Source organism: Flagellimonas myxillae (assembly GCF_023502235.1).
Classification (GTDB): Bacteria; Bacteroidota; Bacteroidia; order Flavobacteriales; family Flavobacteriaceae; genus Flagellimonas; species Flagellimonas myxillae.
On the sequence record NZ_JAMFLY010000001.1, the window covers coordinates 451,261 to 467,492 of the forward strand.

Here is a 16,232-nt window from a genome sequence, read left to right on the forward strand (position 1 = left end):
CAACGGATAACAGTACCTGACAAGATACTATAAATCCCGCTTTTTCAATAATGCGTATGATAAATAGACAAAAAGAACGGTCCAAAAGATAACTACGAGGAATTCGTACCAATACACTTGGTAATCAAAGTCCATGTTCTCCCCAATCTGCTGCCCAATGTTCTGCACCGCGGATAGTCGGGTAAATGGTTCCTTGATAAGGTTCTGCATGGACTCCAAGGGAAAGAAGTTCTTAATGCTTTGTGCGACTTCCCAAGTTGTAAATTTCCATCCGAGGACTCCAAATATGATTTGCTCCAAAATCACCCATAAGATCAGGAAACCTAAGGCAAATGCAGAACGTTTTACGAAAATCCCCAAAAACAGACAGAAGGAAAAGAATCCAACCAGTTTAAAGAAGAATGCCAATACAAACTCCAAATCAGAGAAAATAATCGACAGTTCGTTATAGTCCGAATAAATCAGTCCCAAAATCATGGATACGGCAAATACAAAGACCGTGGAAACCAGTGAAAATGATATGACTGTCAGGAATTTGGATGCAATAAACTCCTTTTTGGAAAGTCCGTCGATCAAGTTTTGTTTGATGGTCTTATTGCTGTATTCATTGGCCATCATGGAAACAATGACAATGGCCAAAAAGAGCTTAAAAATAGCAGTAACAAAGGTGTTGAAATGCCAGATATACGGAAAGTTGAAAATCCCTTGGTCTGCCAAGTGAAATTTTACCGGGCCAATATCAAATTTTATGGCTGCAATAAGAGCAATGGATGTCAACAGCACAAAATAGGAGGTAATCAGTATTTTACTGGCCCTGTTGTTCCAAAGTTTGATGAATTCTATTTGTAGTAAGCGTACCATTCGTTTTTTGATTAGTTGTTTTTGGTCAATGTCAAGAATTGTTCCTCAAGACTTTCCTTGCGTTTTACCAGGTGGGACAGCACAATGCCCTTTTCGTAGAGAAATTTGTTGAGTTCTTCAGCCTGCATTTCTTCTTTTAGAAAGGCCGTAAGCGTACCATTTTCCCTTGTGATTTTTCCAAAACTTGCGTTCTTCTCCAATAATTCATGAAGTTTTTCCAAATCCGTAGTGCGCAATTCGAAGAAACCATGACTGGCCAACATACCATCCACCGGTCCGGAATACAGTTTTTGGCCCTTTCTAAGAATCACTACATGTGAGCATACTTTTTCCACCTCGTCCAATAAGTGGGAGGCCAAAAGAATGGTAGTCCCCTTGCCGGCAATTTTCTTGATGATTTGCCGTATTTGATGAATTCCTTGGGGATCTAGTCCGTTGGTGGGTTCATCCAAAATCAGGATTTCCGGGTCGTTCAAGAGCGCGGAGGCAATGGCCAGACGCTGTTTCATACCTAAAGAATAGGTGCGGAACTTACTGTCTTTGCGGTCCCAAAGTCCTACCAATTCCAATTTTTCCTGAATCTTGCTTTCGGGTACCTCTTTAATTTTGCAAACCAATTTGAGATTTTGGATAGCGGTCATATAGGGATAAAAGTTAGGGCGCTCAATTATGGCCCCGACCTTCTTTAGGGCTTCGTGGGTTGACATGTTCCCATCGAACCAGCTAAAATTGCCCGAAGTGCGGTTTACCACATTAAGGATAATGCCCAAGGTGGTGGACTTTCCACTTCCATTAGGCCCCAGAATGCCATAAACATTGCCTTTTTCAATGGTAAAGGACAAATCATTGACGGCAGTGAGAAAACCAAATTTCTTGGTCAGATTTTGTACGGTCAGTATTGTTTCCAAGACGGAATCGTTTTTTGATTAGTTTATAGTAACTTGACGAGGTATAGCCAATTTTGTTACAAAATAGGGAAAGAATGTCCGAAGAAAAATTGATGTCCAAGAAAAAGCCGGCCTACCCGGTCAACGAAAAATTGGATGGGTACTTACATCGGTATAGCCGTAAGATCGAGATTCCCATTTTTTACGAAGACCTGTTGCGTTTTGCAGGATCGGTAGTGGTGTATGATAATGAAGGGGAAGACACGCTCTGGGTTAGGGTGTATTATTCCGATTTTGATCGTGAGGAGATAGACATGAGTTTGAAGAAGGTCTATTCCATTTTACATTCGGATGGAAGTAATCGGATTTTGGATTATCTCAATGTTGATGCGGTGGATTATTGCACTTTTGGGAATTCAAAACCCTTTCGTATAAAGGTCCGGAATATTCTAAATGACAATTACACCTATTTCTATGTAAAAAAAACGGATGCTTCGCGGGTGTACGGATTGGAGCTGGAACACATGTTGTCTCCTTACAACCTAAATTTTTTGGTCTATGGCGATACCTTGATCGAAGAACATATCGCAGGAATTCCCGGAGACGTTTTTATCGAGGACATGTTGCCCAAGTGCACGGAAGCTGAGAAGGCCCAATTGGCCAAGGAATTTGTAAAGTTCAATGAGCGCTGTATGATCAGGCTTTTGGGCGATATGCGATCCTACAACTACGTGATTGTGCCTGTTCACGATTTTGACCATGTGGTGTATAAAATCAGGGCCATTGATTTTGACCAACAGTGTTTTGAGGGGAAATTAAAAGTGTACAGACCCCAATTTTTCAAGGAAAATTTTCAAATGGTGGAACTGGTTCGGACCAAGCTGCAAAAGTATTCAGTGGACCAGTATAAGATTGAGGAACGATCTATAGTAGCCAAGCGAATATTGAGTTCTGGGGATCGGATAAAACGATTATTGGATGCTTGTGTAATTGACGAAATATCCCTTGACGAAAATATCACAAAGCTAAAATTGGAAATCTACGAACTGGCCAAGGACATTAACTTTAAAAAATGTACTAAAATGGGGGAGGTGTTGGCCCTGGCCTTAGATTTTGTTAAACGGAACTATCAGGACGTGAACATGCGGCAGATTTTTGATAGCTAAATAACAGAGGTCAGATGCTGGATGCTGGTTGTCTGTTGGATTATTGGATTGTTCGATTGTTGGAAGAAGTAACTGTGGAGTTAGTGTTAAAGCAGTTGGTTAGCAATACCCAAAATCTAAGACCTATACCTTTGGACTTTGAGTTTGAACTTGAACTTCGGTTATAACTAACTTTTCTGCTCCTTGTTGAAGTACACTAAATAATAGTACATCTGCCGTTCCTCGTCCCAACCTTTTTCCACAAACTTCTCTGCGGATTCGGGATTGATGAAATCCATTTTAATCTGAATGTTGGTGTCGAGATTGATAACATTCTTTATTTTTTTTCGAGCATCGGAAACAGCCTTGTTGGCAATGTCAAAATTGGAAACGTCCTCAATGCTGTATTTAGGCCCTTTTTCCACTTTATAGTGCTTGAATTCCGGAATCAGCTCAGGATTTTCCATCACCTCATTGAGAAAGGAAGTTTCTTCGAAAGCATCATTTTTGGCAAAGTGGTTTACCGCCCGGTTCATGAAAAGCACCTCTTGCTGTTTGTCCTCTGCAGGTAGCACCACATCCTTGGCAAAGTTCTGACAGAATTTAAGGTAGTTCTTGGTATAGAAGTTCTCATCAGTGAGCGCGGATAGACCCAAAAAGTTGTCCAACCAGTATTTGGCATCGTACCTATTACTGTCTACGGATAGCACCTTAAAACCTTCTTCCTTGTCCACATCGAAGACAATGCACCCTTTGTCCAATTTGTTGATGTTGATTCCTTGCTTGATCAAGATCTCAAGATTTTGTCCATCTTCCTTAAATTGAAGGAAATCGTGCTTTAGTTCACTTTTGAAAATCCCAACAGCATCCACTTTTTGATTGTCCAAGACCATATCCGAAAAATGAACCACATAGACCTCACCACTTTTAATATGGGGATGGTTGGATTGTTCGAACAAATGGGTGGTTATCTTTTGCGACAACAAATGGATCTTGGAAGAATCTTCAAAAATTTCCCCAACTGCCTTGTAGATTTCGTTAAACTCCACATCTACCTCATTGTCAAAACGGAAATAGTTTTCTTCTTTTTCGCGAAAGGGTTTAAAGAAATACTCCTTTAGCAACCCAGACATTTCATCATTTAAGCTGAAGGGCTCGGCGGACAAGAAGATAGATTCGTTTTTGCTTTTGTTTCCAACACGGTGCAGGGACACACTTTCAATTTGGGCGGGATATAGGTTTAGCATTTTTTGGGTTTATCAGTAATCAGTAATCAGATGTCAGTAATTTGTTATTGGTTGTCAATGGAGCATATAGGCTATTGATCATTGGTAATTGATCATTGTAAATTGAACTTTATCAATTCCAATTTTCGTCAAAGTCTAAATCGTCATAGCTTTCAAAAGTGTCATCGAAATCCATGGTGGGCTTGGATTCAAACTTTTTTTCCGGAGGTGAATCCGGTAGTTCGCCAAAAGTGAACAACAGGTTAGGGTAACTTCTCCCATCTTCTTTTTCCACAATATCGGCCAGCTCCACAAAAAAGGTCCACATGCTCAAAAAGTCATACACGTAGATCATTTTCGGATTGTCTTCCCCAAGCACGTCCTCCACAGTGGTTTCGTTCATCAACCGGACATCGGAACCCGTTTCGCTCATATCGAACAAGGCAATTTCCTCGTCCTGGTTCCATTCGGAATCGCAGGTATAAAACGAGGCCATTTCGCTTCCTCCAAAACCAAATGCCTGGGTAATGGCATTGTGAAATTCCTCCAAGGAGTTGGATGCCTCGATTTCCAAATCCCTAAAAATATCTTCCTCCGCATCAAGAATAATCCTGATCTTGTAAATCATTCAGCAAAAAATTAAAGTGGGGTCAAAGTTACGATAAATAGTGTTTTATTTGGAGAATCGGTGCAAGGTAAACGTCATTGCTGCCAAAAGGAAAAATGCGCCCACTTGATGCAGGATTCCCAGCCACAACGGTACCGCCAAAATCAGGGTGAGTACCCCCAATAAAAATTGAATTCCCACTAAAGCGAGCAAGCCATGGACACCCTTTTGCTGCAGTTGGGTCAATTTTAGGTTTTTGGTTCTGTACCAAATCCCAATTACTAGGGCGACCACTACATAAGCGAGGTATCGATGTACAAATTGAACCCCACTTTTACCTTCATAAAGGTTTTTGATGAAGGGCTGTTGTTCTATATACACCGTTTCGTGAATTAGCTTGCCATCGCTCATCAACGGCCAATGGTTGTGTATAAATCCAGCATCCAAGCCAGCTACAAAGGCCCCCCAAATAATTTGAATGACCAAAACTGCCAAGGCTACACGAACCAAATTCCGGATAGATTTCTGGATTTCCATTTTGGTTGGATAGCGCAGGTCCAAAGCTACCCAAAGGCTATAAGCAAAGGTTAAAAATGCGGTGGTTAAATGGGCCGCCAAGCGATAGTGGGATACATCCGGCCTATCCACCAATCCACTTTTAACCATGTACCAACCCAAAAATCCTTGGAATCCACCAAGAAATAACAGGATAAGGCATTTTTTGATGGTGCTGCGATCCAGTCTTTTGGTCAACAAAAAAAACAGGAATGGGAGGATAAAAACAACCCCAATAAATCTCCCGATAACCCGGTGCAACCATTCCCAGAAATAAATACTCTTAAAATCCTCAAGGGTGAAGTGGTAGTTCAATTTTTGGTATTCCGGATACTGTTTGTACAGATCGAAGGCCTCTTGCCATTCCTGCTGGTTCATCGGGGGAAGAGTCCCGCTTATAAGGTTGTAATCTGAAATGGAAAGCCCAGAATGGGTCAATCGGGTGATTCCGCCAACCACTACCATGATAAAAATCAGGGCACAACCTGTCAATAGCCAATAAATGACGTACCTATTCTTTTTCATCCACAATGGGTGTTAAATTCAATTGCTTCCCTTTTTCCAACATAAATGCATAGGCGGCTTTGTATTCGTTGGGGATTTCGCCCTCCAAGATGGCTTCCTTGATCGCATCTTTAATGATTCCGATTTCTTTGGAAGGTTTTAGGTTGAATACTTTCATGATTTCCTCACCGGAAACTGGGGGCTGAAAATTTCGGACATGGTCGCGTTCCTCAACCTCCACAATTTTCTGACGCACAATTTGGAAGTTGCTCCGGTATCTTTTCTGTTTCCTTGGATTTTTGGTGGTGATATCCGCTTCGCACAAGGTCATGAGGTCGTCCACAAACTCTCCGGCATCAAAAACCAATCGTCGAACGGCTGAATCGGTTACGTGATCTTCAGATAGGATGATGGGCCTAGAGCTCATCAATACCATCTTTTGCACGAATTTCATCTTGTCGTTCAAGGGCATTCGAAGGCGTTTAAACAGTTTGTACACCATTTTGGAACCCACAAACTCATGTCCGTGGAAGGTCCAGCCAATTTTCTTGTGGAATCGCTTGGTTGGGGCTTTGCCAATATCGTGGAGCAAAGCGGCCCAACGTAGCCAAAGATTGTCTGTGGTCAATGCGATATTGTCGACGACCTCAAGGGTGTGCCAAAAATTGTCCTTATGCCGTTGTCCTTCAATCTCTTCGATGCCCTGAAGAGCAGTAAGTTCGGGTAAAATGATAGGGAGCAACCCAGTTTGGTGCATCAATGCAAAACCAATTGAGGGTTTTTCGCTTAGAAGAATTTTATGCAGTTCATCCACAATCCTTTCCTTCGAAATGATTTTGATTCGTTCCCTATTGTCAGTAATGGCCTGAAGGGATTTTAGCTCAATTTCAAAATTTAGTTGGGTGGCGAACCTGATCGCCCGCATCATCCGAAGTGGGTCGTCAGAATAAGTGATTCCTGGTTCAAGTGGGGTTCGAATGGTCTTTTTTCTTAGATCCTCCAATCCGTTGAAAGGATCTACCATTTGCCCAAAATTATCTGAGCCCAAGGAAAGGGCCATTGCGTTAATCGTAAAGTCCCTACGATTTTGGTCATCCTCCAGGGTTCCGTCTTCCACGTGGGGTTTTCTACTGTTTCTATCGTAGCTTTCCCTTCGGGCGCCGACAAACTCCAACTCTAGCTCATGATACTTTATCATCGCTGTTCCAAAGTTCTTAAAAACCGATACTTGTGGTTTTCCTTTTAACTTTTCGGCCACCTTTTTTGCGAGTTCAATTCCGCTTCCAACGGCAACAATATCAATATCCTTGGGAGTTCCTCTTTGTAATATATAATCCCTAACAAAACCGCCAATGACATAGGCATCCATCCCTATTTCCTGCGAAGTTTCGCCAATAAGCTTAAAAATAGGATGTTCAATGGCTTTTTTATGGAATTCTTGCGTCATGCTACTCCCGGATTACCTTGACCAGTCCATCGTTGCTTAATTTGATAATGGATGAAGGTGAAGGGTCTTTGTTTTCGTCCGGCAAATTTACCACATAGTCCACTCCTTTTAAAATTTCTGGGGAAATGTCCTTGAAAGATTTTGGTGTTGGAAAACCTGAAATGTTGGCTGAGGTGGAGACAATAGGTTTACCAAACTTATTGAGCAGGTATTGGCAGAATTTGTCGGAGGCCACACGAAACGCAATGGAGTCATCCGAGGCTATAAGATTGTGGGCAATACCTACAGGATGATCAAAGATTATCGTGGTTGGTTTTGTTGCTAGATCCATAATGTCATAAGCGGCATCGGGGACCTCCTTTACGTGCCTTTCCAACATGGCTTGATGCGCCACAAGGCAAATTAAGGCTTTACTGTCTTCCCGTTGTTTTAGGGCATATACCTTTTTTACCGCCTTGGGATTTGTGGCATCGCAACCAATGCCCCAAACGGTATCGGTAGGGTAGAGGATAAGACCTCCACTTTTTAATATTTCTTTGGCTTTGTTTATTTCCTCTTTCATTGCGTGCTTTTAAGCAAACCCGGTAATGTACTTTTGATTTTTTGGAATGGTTGGAAGTACCATATAGTCGCCCAAAATTTTGTTGTACTCATCAGGGTAAAAATCATTTCTACCATCTCCTGGATAAAAAGTCATTTCCCCAAACAGAATCCGGCCGTCCAAGTTATATAGATCTACCCGAACAAATGGAAAATCCTTAGAAAGTGTTCTGCAAATGTCAAGCATTTTCTCAAAATTCTTGGGTGGTTCCACTTGGTGGTCCATGGGTTTAAACCCTTTACGAGTGATGGGGATTTGTTCCCATTGGGTATTGTAATAACATCTTCGATGGTTAACGCCGCGGTCAACATCCAGTTGAACAACCTTGGGGTTTCCTCCAAAACAAAAGAACTTAAAATCGTCAATTCCCTCTTTGTCCAATTCGGACAAAAATTCTTCCGCCACCAATTTAGGACGTACGTCCTTGTAGGCCCATTCGAGTCCGCCCCTGTAATATTGGTTTCTTGAAAGCCATTTTCTAAAGAGGTATGATGCCTTTAACCGGTTTAAGGATGATTTATCTTTTACAATCAAATTGAAGTTATACCCATGGGCTCCTTTGATCACAAAACTATTCGGGAGACTGTCAATATTTACCTCAGACGCTTTGTAATAAACTCCAATTAACTTGTTTAAGTACTGTGCGCCTATTTTTTTTTCTACGAAGGACCTCACTTCATACTTATCGACCAATTGGTTAAGAATGGGATTTTTGTAATAGACCTTTAACCACTGTATCTTTTCATTGAATTCCACAGGATTTTGAAGGTTTAGTTTCTTGCCCGTGTAGTATTCGTAATATACTTTAACATAAAATGAAGGGGGCAAAAACTTCATTTTTTTGAGGAGACCGAGTACAATTTTCCTTAGCATTGAGGCTAAAATTAATGCAAGCCAAAGATATACATAAAGACTTTTATATTTTTGCCAGATGAACCAAAGTGAAAAGGACATACCTAAAATATCCGTCATTGTAAGCACCTATAATTCCGAAGAGTGGTTAAAAAAGGTGTTATGGGGGTTTAATTGCCAGATTTTCAAACGCTTTGAAGTGGTGGTGGCCGATGATGGTTCGGGTCCAAAGACCAAGCAGTTGTTGGAAGATTTGTCCAAAGAGGTCTTTTATCCCATTGTTCACGTTTGGCAGGAAGACGATGGTTTTCAGAAATCCAGAATCCTCAATAAGGCAGTAGAGGCCTGCAGGGCCGATTATATAATTATGACAGATGGCGACTGCATCCCCAGGGAGGATTTTGTGGAGGTGCACTACATCAACAAGGAATCGGGCTTCTTTATTTCCGGGGGGTACTATATGCTGCCCATGAATATCTCCAAGATGATCACTTTGGAGGACATTGAGCAGCAAAATTGCTTTAATATCAATTGGTTGAAGGACAAGGGTATTCCAAAAACCTTTAAGAACAACAAATTAACGGCAAGTGGATTTATATCCAAATTGTTGAATACCATTACACCAACAAATGCCAGTTGGAACGGTCACAATTCGTCCGGATGGAAACAGGACATACTCAATATCAATGGTTTTGACGAGCGCATGCAATATGGGGGGCAAGACCGTGAGTTGGGAGAACGCTTGTTCAATTTTGGAATTAAATCGAAACAATTGCGCTACAGCGCCGTATGCGTTCACCTAGATCATAAAAGAGGGTATAAAACTCCGGAATCCATAGCCAAAAATAAGGCTATCAGGAGAGAGACAAGAACCAAAAAATTAGTTTGGAGCCATCACGGCATTACCAAATAGTAAGTAAGCTTATTTTTTTTCTCCAATCTTTTGAGTTCCCTATAACGTTCCAATACGCCCAATGCGTTGAGGTAGGAAACAATAACGCCCCGTTTGCCATCCAAGAATCCCAATCGAATCACAAAATGGTTGAAGAATTTCCAAAGGGGCCTAAAGACCAATAAAAAGTAATTGAACTGCTTTTCCTTGTAGAATGCTTCCTTTGCCTTAAGTTGGCCATATCGTAGCATCTTGCCCTTGTAATCCTCATAGTTCTTGTAGCAATAGTGCGTCAACCTTTCTTTTAGAATGCAAGATTTTCCATCCACTTCGAGCGCTTCGTGAACCAATTTCTTGTCGGTGAACTTGGCCTTACTTTTTCTAAAGAGTCGGTGATTTTTGTCCGTTTGCCACCCACTGAAGTTCAGACGTGTATTTTGGAACATGAATATGCGATAGAACCAATAGGCTTCACAGGCCTTAGGGTCATTGATTGTCGAAATAATCTCCCTTTGAAGTTTTTCACCCACCACTTCATCGGCATCCAAGAAAAGAATCCAATCATTGGAGGCTTGTTTTAGGGCAAACGACTTTTGTGCGGTAAAGTTTTCAAAAGGATGTTGGATTACCTTCACTTTGGGATGATTTTGAAGGTATTCGTAGGTGCCATCCGTACTATATGAATCCACCACAAGGATTTCATCAGCGAATGCAACTGACTTTAAGCATCGCTCTATATATCCAATTTCATTGTAAGTGATGACAAGTGCGGATAGCTTTTGCTTTGGGGTTAAAGATCCAGCCATATATTGGTACGAGGTTTGGTGATTACAAAACTATAACAAAATAATAACGAGAAAATTGTTTTAAAGTGTAATTTTCTTACACCTAGCGGATTTACGAAATCCTTCAATTCCTCTATAAAATTTTAACAATGTAGGTGGTTTTGTATGAAGTAGATGACAAAACTACAATAGGTTGCTTACTTCAATGAAAAAAAGATGTCACCCTTGAGGTTATTTATATTAACAGGACAGAAAAAGACAGCAAATGACCTAAAAATATGGACTTAAACGGATACATCATGCTCCCTAAGTGCATTATTCAAGGAAGTTTTTTTGTCAGTACTTTCCTTTCTTTTCCCAATAATCAGGGCGCAAGGAACTTGAAATTCCCCAGCAGCAAATTTTTTGGTATAACTCCCCGGAATTACCACGGATCGGGCAGGAACCCTTCCCTTGAGCTCAATGGGTTCCTCTCCAGTAACATCAATAATTTTTGTAGAAGCGGTAAGTACCACATTGGCACCAAGAACGGCTTCTCTTTCAACCCGGACCCCTTCAACAACGATACACCTGGAGCCGATAAAGGCATTGTCTTCAATAATCACTGGGGCGGCCTGCAAGGGTTCTAGGACCCCGCCAATTCCAACTCCTCCACTTAAATGGACATTCTTGCCAATTTGTGCGCAACTGCCCACGGTGGCCCAAGTATCTACCATGGTTCCTTCATCAACATAGGCACCAATATTTACATAGCTGGGCATTAATATGGTACCCGACGAAATATAAGCTCCATGTCTGGCCACGGCATGGGGTACCACCCGGACACCTTTTTCCTGGTAGCCTCTTTTTAAGGGGATTTTGTCGTGATATTCAAAGATTCCTGCCTCCAGAACCTCCATTTTCTGGATAGGGAAATACAGGACTACAGCTTTTTTTACCCATTCATTGATTTGCCAACCGTCATTACTGGGTTCGGCACAGCGCAATTGGCCCAGATCTATAAGATTGATCACTTCCCTGATGGCATTTTGGGTGCCCTCTTCCTTTAGCAATTCCCTGTTGTCCCAAGCGGCTTCAATCAATGCTCTAAGCTGTGTCATATTTTTCAAATTTTGACAAAGATAATGGCCTCATGAGAATAATCGCCCTTATTTTAATCGCATAACATTTTTAGGGTTATTTTTGCCAAAAATTTAGAATTGGCGAGAATTTTGGCTTTGGATTATGGGAAGGTTCGAACCGGCATTGCGGTCACGGACGAGCTTCAGCTTATAGCCTCTGGACTTACTACTGTGGAAACCAACGAGTTGATTGATTTTCTATCTGAATATCTCGAAAAGGAATCCGTGGAAAGGTTTGTGATAGGGCTTCCCAAGCAAATGGACAATAGTCCATCAGAATCCGAAGTGCTGATCCAAGAGTTTCTGAAGAAGTTGACTGGCCGTTTTCCATCCATTCCAGTGGAAAGACAGGATGAGCGGTTTACCTCTAAAATGGCAAAACAGTCGATGCTCCAGAGCGGAATGAAAAAGAAAAAACGCCAAGATAAAGCCTTGGTCGATGAAATAAGTGCGACCCTTATTTTACAGGCCTATCTAAACAGATTTTAGTTTATGATTTTACCTATTGTAGCCTACGGGGATCCCGTTTTGCGTAAAGTAGCCAAAGATATCGACTCGGATTATCCCAAACTAACCGATTTGATCGCGAACATGTGGGAGACCATGTACAATGCCCATGGGGTTGGCCTTGCCGCCCCCCAGATTGGTTTACCAATCCGTATGTTTTTGGTCGATACTTCCCCATTTGCGGATGATGAGGATTTGGGACCAGAGGAGCAAGAGGCCTTAAAGGGCTTTAAAAAGGTCTTTATCAATGCAAAAATTGAAGAGGAAACCGGGGAAGAATGGGATTTTAATGAAGGCTGCCTGAGCATACCGGACATTCGGGAAGATGTAAAGCGTAAACCCCAGCTACGTATTAGCTATGTTGATGAGGATTTTAAACCCCAAACCGAGATCTATGATGGACTTTTGGCAAGGGTCATCCAGCATGAGTATGATCATATCGAGGGCGTACTGTTCACCGATAAGCTTTCATCCCTCAAAAAACGACTTCTTAAAAACAGACTGGATAAAATATCCAAAGGAAAAATCAACGTGGACTACAAAATGAGGTTCCCGAACATCAAAAAAGGACGTTAAAAAAAATGCTGTTTGCTATAAAAGCATAATTTTGCGCGCATAAAACCAAAATATGGCACTGGACAAGATTTTATCAATAGCAGGAAAACCTGGACTTTACAAACTTTTGACACAGACCCGTTCTGGATTTGTGGGCGAATCGCTCCTGGATGGAAAGCGGGTTACCGTGGGGATGCGCAACAACGTAAGTGTGCTTTCCGAGATTGCCATATACACCTTGGAGGAAGAAGTTCCGTTAAAGGAAGTCTTCCAAAAAATCAAGGAAAAGGAAAACGGTAAAAAAACCGCGATAAGCCACAAGGCTGAAAAAATTGCCTTGGAAGAGTATTTCTTCGAGGTTCTACCCAATTACGATGAGGACAGAGTGTATGCCAGCGACATCAAAAAAATAATTCAGTGGTACAACCTCTTGCTGGATAACAAAATCACCGACTTTACCGAGGCTAAGGAAGCAGAAGCCGATACCGCCGCTTCCGAAGAGGAATAATCACTCTCCCCAATCCACCAATTTGGTTGGATAATATTTAATGTCCATTCGTTTCATGTAGGGAACCTGCTTGGCAAGACGTACCTTATAGTCCTCCCAATCCCTGTTTTCCGCTCTGGACCAACCCAATTCTGCATATCCGATAACCCTTGGGAATGCCAAATACTCAAGTTCGGCGCTGTTGCTAATGGTTTCGGACCAAAGTGGGGCCTCAATGCCCAATACACTTTCCTCAGGTAGATCTTTAATATAGGTCTTTGGATCCCAGTTGTATCCAACATCCACAGGAATCATCCCAGCCCAGGTCAATCCGTACTCCGAGATGGAATCATATTTCATGTCGAGGTACATTTTTTTCGCTGAGGAAACAATGATCTTAGATCCATTCTTTGCCGCATTGATAGCATCATGTGGTTCGTCGTTCCAGAGTTGGACCACACTGGATGGACTTATTTTGGCTTGCGCAATTTCGTTCCATCCAATAGCTTGCTTCCCGTGCTTGTGAACAATTTTTTCAACCTTTTCCACAAAGTGGATATAATCCTTCTTTTTGGTCACATGACTTTCATCGCCACCAATATGGAAATAAGGGCCAGGGGTAATGGCCGCAATTTCCCGGATTACGTCGTCCAAGAATGCATAAACGGTATCTTTTCGGGTGTGGAAGGAGCTATATCCAACCAACATATCTGTTCTCACTCTGGGTTTATCCGCTTTTCCACCAGCGTGAAGGAAGGGATAACTTAGCGAGGCGGCATTGGTATGTCCGGGCATGTCGATTTCAGGTATAATGATAATATGACGCTCCGCGGCATAAGCTACGAGTTCTTTGTAATCTTCTTGGGTGTAAAATCCTCCTTCACCCCCGCCTACTTCGGAAGCACCACCGACTTCGGTAAGTTTTGGCCAGGATTTGATTTCTATTCGCCATCCTTGGTCGTCGGAAAGGTGTAAGTGCAGCGCATTGAACTTGTAGTACGCCAGTATATCCAAATATTTCTTGACCTCATCAACCGTAAAAAAGTGCCGGGCCACGTCCAACATGGAGGCGCGATACCCATATCTGGGTTCGTCCAGAACTTTTCCCGTAGGGATCAACCACAATGGGTGGTCCGTAAGGGTATCGTTGGTCTGCTCTGGAATAAGTTGTCTCAGCGTCTGGATTCCTCGAAAGGCGCCCGCTGCGGTTTTGGCATTGAGGAAAATGGAATCCTTTTTTACGTAAAGCTGGTAGGACTCTGGAGTGCTTAACTCCTCGCTATCCGATTGGTTAATGTACACCACCCGCTCCACTGGAGTATCGCCATCGGTAGGGTTTACCCCTAGGTCCAATCCCGTTTTCTTTTTTATTTTTTGGGACAAGAACTGGCCCACAGCTTCAAAATTTGCGTCTGTGGTACTCGTATAAATCGCTGTTTCCCCATCCAAGGCAAAAGCACTGTTTGTTGCAATGGTCTTTAGCGGTTTCGGAATCAGGGCCACTTGGGTCAGGTCCGTTTTTGGAAAATTGATTTCTTTCTTTTTGGGTTGGCAGGCGACCAAACTGATTATGGCCACAAAAACCAAAACAACACGTGAGATCATATCTATAATGTATGGTTTATATAATTTTTTATTACCTCGTGCCAAAGGTCGTAACCTTTGGTGTTCATGTGGAGCCCATCTGAAATGAAAAGGTCCCGCTTAAGTTTTCTTTTAGCAAGCATAATGCTCCAAACATCAGCGTATCTAACCCCCGGTGTTTGGGAAGCCAACTTTCGAAGTCTTTTGTTGAAACGCATGTATTTGCGCTTTAAATGCCATCTGGCAATGCTGGGTTTGGCAGAGATGAGCACAATATCGATTTCTGGTGTATGGGTCTGGAGTACTTCCAAAATATCCTCTAGGGTACCAATGATGTTTCTAGGACTCTTTTTGGCATTGATATCATTATCCCCCTCGTAGATAAAAACCTGGGTAGGTTGGTAATCCAAGATCAATTCGTCCAAAAAATGTTCCAAATCCGAGGATTGTGATCCCCCAAAACCGGTGTTCAATATCTGTGTTTCTGGAAAACGTTGTTGCATGTTGTTCCACATTCTAATGCTCGAACTACCTGTAAATACTATGGTTGCTTTGGTGCTATCCCAAGCTTCTTTTGTAGTTTGCTGAATCTTTTTTACCTCATCCGAAAAAGGTAGTGTCTCTTGTCCCAAAGCAGTAGTGAAGAACAGTAAACCAAGGGTTAGGACAGAGAGAAATTTCATTTGGAGCTTCATGATAACCTGAACTTGTTGATAAATAATTTAAAGTAGCCCAAAATTACCTAAAAACCAGTCTGCCTAAAAGTAAGGTCTTTGTACTTTTAGATAAAATTTTATAGATGAATGCAAGATCTGAGCAGCTAAAGGCCATTGATAGACTGCTTACCATCATGGACGAACTTAGGGCAGAATGCCCCTGGGATAAAAAACAGACCATGAAGACCCTGAGGCACTTGACCATTGAGGAGACCTACGAATTGGGAGACGCGATTTTGGACAATGATCTGGAAGAAGTGAAAAAGGAATTGGGCGATCTTTTGCTGCACATTTTTTTCTATGCCAAAATCGGCTCCGAAACAAAGGATTTTGATATCGCTGATGTAGCCAATGGTATTTCTGAAAAGCTCATCAACAGGCATCCACATATTTATGGGGATGTTAAAGTGAAGGACGAGGAAGAAGTAAAGCAAAACTGGGAAAACATCAAACTGCAGGAAGGAAAGAAAAGTGTTCTTGAAGGTGTTCCCAATAGCCTGCCCGCCCTGGTAAAAGCAAATAGAATCCAGGAAAAAGTGGCAGGCGTGGGCTTCGACTGGGAGCAGCCCGAACAGGTTTTTGAAAAGCTGAAGGAAGAACTTGCCGAACTTCAGGACGAATTGGTTCAGGGCAATCCAGATCGGATTGAATCAGAATTTGGGGATGTACTATTTTCCATGGTCAATTACGCCCGCTTTTTGGACATTAATCCAGAAAACGCCTTGGAACGTACCAACAAAAAATTCATAAAAAGGTTCCAGTATTTGGAGCAAAAAGCCAAGGCTTCGGGCAAGACCCTAAAGGAAATGACCCTTGCCGAAATGGACGTGTTCTGGGAAGAGGCGAAACAGGTATAATAGGATTTAGCTGTTTTTAGTCCACATTTTTCAATAGTTTTAT

At 42.0% G+C, this 16,232-nt stretch carries 19 protein-coding genes; 7 read left to right on the top strand and 12 right to left on the bottom strand.

The genetic code is table 11. From position 1 onward, the window contains the following. Nucleotides 1-27: 27 nt before the first annotated feature. Both M3P07_RS02170 and M3P07_RS02175 read right to left on the bottom strand, forming a co-directional pair. Nucleotides 28-861, bottom strand: a complete 834-nt coding sequence (locus tag M3P07_RS02170; RefSeq protein WP_249968254.1) for an ABC transporter permease — start codon at nucleotides 859-861, stop codon at nucleotides 28-30. An 11-nt stretch (nucleotides 862-872) separates the two neighbouring features. Next, complete coding sequence (locus M3P07_RS02175; protein WP_249968255.1) at nucleotides 873-1,769, bottom strand: ABC transporter ATP-binding protein; 897 nt, start codon at nucleotides 1,767-1,769, stop codon at nucleotides 873-875. Nucleotides 1,770-1,843: 74 nt separating this feature from the next. Between M3P07_RS02175 and M3P07_RS02180 the strand changes: the two genes are divergently transcribed. Together M3P07_RS02180 and M3P07_RS02185 are read left to right on the top strand one after the other, a co-directional pair. Further along, nucleotides 1,844-2,914 carry a hypothetical protein gene (locus M3P07_RS02180; protein WP_249968256.1) on the top strand — a complete coding sequence of 357 codons (1,071 nt, stop codon included), beginning with the start codon at nucleotides 1,844-1,846 and terminating at the stop codon, nucleotides 2,912-2,914. A gap of 14 nt (nucleotides 2,915-2,928) precedes the next feature. Further along, nucleotides 2,929-3,081, top strand: a complete 153-nt coding sequence (locus tag M3P07_RS02185) for a hypothetical protein (protein WP_249968257.1) — start codon at nucleotides 2,929-2,931, stop codon at nucleotides 3,079-3,081. Here the strand turns inward: M3P07_RS02185 and M3P07_RS02190 are convergent, their stop codons facing one another. The 6 genes from M3P07_RS02190 to M3P07_RS02215 form a co-directional block, all read right to left on the bottom strand. Then, on the bottom strand, nucleotides 3,082-4,140 hold the full coding sequence (locus M3P07_RS02190) for a nucleoid-associated protein (RefSeq protein WP_249968258.1): 1,059 nt from the start codon (nucleotides 4,138-4,140) through the stop codon (nucleotides 3,082-3,084). It lies immediately after the preceding gene. 112 nt (nucleotides 4,141-4,252) lie between these two features. Continuing rightward, on the bottom strand, nucleotides 4,253-4,747 hold the full coding sequence (locus M3P07_RS02195; protein WP_249968259.1) for a plasmid pRiA4b ORF-3 family protein: 495 nt from the start codon (nucleotides 4,745-4,747) through the stop codon (nucleotides 4,253-4,255). A 45-nt stretch (nucleotides 4,748-4,792) separates the two neighbouring features. Next, nucleotides 4,793-5,806 (bottom strand): COX15/CtaA family protein, encoded by a 1,014-nt coding sequence (locus tag M3P07_RS02200; protein WP_249968260.1) that lies wholly within the window; start codon nucleotides 5,804-5,806, stop codon nucleotides 4,793-4,795. Continuing rightward, nucleotides 5,793-7,232 (bottom strand): CCA tRNA nucleotidyltransferase, encoded by a 1,440-nt coding sequence (locus M3P07_RS02205; RefSeq protein ID WP_249968261.1) that lies wholly within the window; start codon nucleotides 7,230-7,232, stop codon nucleotides 5,793-5,795. Before M3P07_RS02205 ends, M3P07_RS02200 begins: the two co-directional genes overlap by 14 nt. Before the next feature lies 1 nt (nucleotide 7,233). Next, on the bottom strand, nucleotides 7,234-7,794 hold the full coding sequence (locus M3P07_RS02210; RefSeq protein WP_249968262.1) for an L-threonylcarbamoyladenylate synthase: 561 nt from the start codon (nucleotides 7,792-7,794) through the stop codon (nucleotides 7,234-7,236). A gap of 9 nt (nucleotides 7,795-7,803) precedes the next feature. After that, nucleotides 7,804-8,670, bottom strand: a complete 867-nt coding sequence (locus M3P07_RS02215) for an ATP-grasp fold amidoligase family protein (protein WP_249968263.1) — start codon at nucleotides 8,668-8,670, stop codon at nucleotides 7,804-7,806. A gap of 94 nt (nucleotides 8,671-8,764) precedes the next feature. Here M3P07_RS02215 and M3P07_RS02220 point away from each other — a divergent pair, with 94 nt between their 5' ends. After that, nucleotides 8,765-9,598: a glycosyltransferase family 2 protein gene (locus tag M3P07_RS02220; protein ID WP_249968264.1), complete on the top strand. Its 834-nt coding sequence runs from the start codon at nucleotides 8,765-8,767 to the stop codon at nucleotides 9,596-9,598. Here the strand turns inward: M3P07_RS02220 and M3P07_RS02225 are convergent. Next, nucleotides 9,580-10,383, bottom strand: coding sequence for a glycosyltransferase family 2 protein (locus M3P07_RS02225; protein ID WP_249968265.1), 804 nt, complete (start codon nucleotides 10,381-10,383; stop codon nucleotides 9,580-9,582). The two genes, M3P07_RS02220 and M3P07_RS02225, sit on opposite strands and share 19 nt — an antisense overlap. A 263-nt stretch (nucleotides 10,384-10,646) precedes the next feature. After that, nucleotides 10,647-11,462 carry a 2,3,4,5-tetrahydropyridine-2,6-dicarboxylate N-succinyltransferase gene (locus M3P07_RS02230; protein ID WP_249968266.1) on the bottom strand — a complete coding sequence of 272 codons (816 nt, stop codon included), beginning with the start codon at nucleotides 11,460-11,462 and terminating at the stop codon, nucleotides 10,647-10,649. Nucleotides 11,463-11,561: 99 nt separating this feature from the next. Between M3P07_RS02230 and ruvX the strand changes: the two genes are divergently transcribed. The 3 genes from ruvX to M3P07_RS02245 are packed head-to-tail and all read left to right on the top strand — an operon-like array spanning nucleotide 11,562 to nucleotide 13,053. Continuing rightward, a complete protein-coding gene (gene ruvX, locus M3P07_RS02235; protein ID WP_249968267.1) occupies nucleotides 11,562-11,972 on the top strand; it encodes a Holliday junction resolvase RuvX in 411 nt (136 codons plus the stop codon). A 3-nt stretch (nucleotides 11,973-11,975) separates the two neighbouring features. Beyond that, on the top strand, nucleotides 11,976-12,566 hold the full coding sequence (def, locus tag M3P07_RS02240) for a peptide deformylase (RefSeq protein WP_249968268.1): 591 nt from the start codon (nucleotides 11,976-11,978) through the stop codon (nucleotides 12,564-12,566). Between the two features lie 52 nt (nucleotides 12,567-12,618). Beyond that, nucleotides 12,619-13,053, top strand: coding sequence for a DUF5606 family protein (locus M3P07_RS02245; protein WP_249968269.1), 435 nt, complete (start codon nucleotides 12,619-12,621; stop codon nucleotides 13,051-13,053). On the opposite strand, the gene M3P07_RS02250 is transcribed toward M3P07_RS02245, so the two are convergent. Together M3P07_RS02250 and M3P07_RS02255 are read right to left on the bottom strand one after the other, a co-directional pair. Continuing rightward, on the bottom strand, nucleotides 13,054-14,637 hold the full coding sequence (locus M3P07_RS02250) for a family 20 glycosylhydrolase (RefSeq protein WP_249968270.1): 1,584 nt from the start codon (nucleotides 14,635-14,637) through the stop codon (nucleotides 13,054-13,056). It abuts the gene before it with no gap. 2 nt (nucleotides 14,638-14,639) lie between these two features. Next, on the bottom strand, nucleotides 14,640-15,311 hold the full coding sequence (locus M3P07_RS02255; RefSeq protein WP_249968271.1) for an SGNH/GDSL hydrolase family protein: 672 nt from the start codon (nucleotides 15,309-15,311) through the stop codon (nucleotides 14,640-14,642). A gap of 104 nt (nucleotides 15,312-15,415) precedes the next feature. On the opposite strand from M3P07_RS02255, the gene mazG reads away from it, so the two are divergent. Continuing rightward, nucleotides 15,416-16,189, top strand: coding sequence for a nucleoside triphosphate pyrophosphohydrolase (gene mazG / locus M3P07_RS02260; protein WP_249968272.1), 774 nt, complete (start codon nucleotides 15,416-15,418; stop codon nucleotides 16,187-16,189). The last annotated feature ends 43 nt before the right edge of the window (nucleotides 16,190-16,232 follow it).

Excerpts from the sequence above, each read along its gene's own strand:
- M3P07_RS02250 (WP_249968270.1), bottom strand. The coding sequence starts at position 14,637 with ATGATCTCACGTGTTGTTTTGGTTTTTGTGGCCATAATCAGTTTGGTC.
- mazG (WP_249968272.1), top strand. The coding sequence starts at position 15,416 with ATGAATGCAAGATCTGAGCAGCTAAAGGCCATTGATAGACTGCTTACC.
- M3P07_RS02200 (WP_249968260.1), bottom strand. The coding sequence starts at position 5,806 with ATGAAAAAGAATAGGTACGTCATTTATTGGCTATTGACAGGTTGTGCC.
- M3P07_RS02255 (WP_249968271.1), bottom strand. The coding sequence starts at position 15,311 with ATGAAGCTCCAAATGAAATTTCTCTCTGTCCTAACCCTTGGTTTACTG.
- M3P07_RS02190 (WP_249968258.1), bottom strand. The coding sequence starts at position 4,140 with ATGCTAAACCTATATCCCGCCCAAATTGAAAGTGTGTCCCTGCACCGT.
- M3P07_RS02215 (WP_249968263.1), bottom strand. The coding sequence starts at position 8,670 with ATGAAGTTTTTGCCCCCTTCATTTTATGTTAAAGTATATTACGAATAC.
- M3P07_RS02220 (WP_249968264.1), top strand. The coding sequence starts at position 8,765 with ATGAACCAAAGTGAAAAGGACATACCTAAAATATCCGTCATTGTAAGC.
- def (WP_249968268.1), top strand. The coding sequence starts at position 11,976 with ATGATTTTACCTATTGTAGCCTACGGGGATCCCGTTTTGCGTAAAGTA.
- M3P07_RS02170 (WP_249968254.1), bottom strand. The coding sequence starts at position 861 with ATGGTACGCTTACTACAAATAGAATTCATCAAACTTTGGAACAACAGG.
- M3P07_RS02210 (WP_249968262.1), bottom strand. The coding sequence starts at position 7,794 with ATGAAAGAGGAAATAAACAAAGCCAAAGAAATATTAAAAAGTGGAGGT.
- M3P07_RS02205 (WP_249968261.1), bottom strand. The coding sequence starts at position 7,232 with ATGACGCAAGAATTCCATAAAAAAGCCATTGAACATCCTATTTTTAAG.
- M3P07_RS02230 (WP_249968266.1), bottom strand. The coding sequence starts at position 11,462 with ATGACACAGCTTAGAGCATTGATTGAAGCCGCTTGGGACAACAGGGAA.
- M3P07_RS02180 (WP_249968256.1), top strand. The coding sequence starts at position 1,844 with ATGTCCGAAGAAAAATTGATGTCCAAGAAAAAGCCGGCCTACCCGGTC.
- M3P07_RS02225 (WP_249968265.1), bottom strand. The coding sequence starts at position 10,383 with ATGGCTGGATCTTTAACCCCAAAGCAAAAGCTATCCGCACTTGTCATC.
- M3P07_RS02185 (WP_249968257.1), top strand. The coding sequence starts at position 2,929 with ATGCTGGATGCTGGTTGTCTGTTGGATTATTGGATTGTTCGATTGTTG.
- M3P07_RS02245 (WP_249968269.1), top strand. The coding sequence starts at position 12,619 with ATGGCACTGGACAAGATTTTATCAATAGCAGGAAAACCTGGACTTTAC.
- M3P07_RS02195 (WP_249968259.1), bottom strand. The coding sequence starts at position 4,747 with ATGATTTACAAGATCAGGATTATTCTTGATGCGGAGGAAGATATTTTT.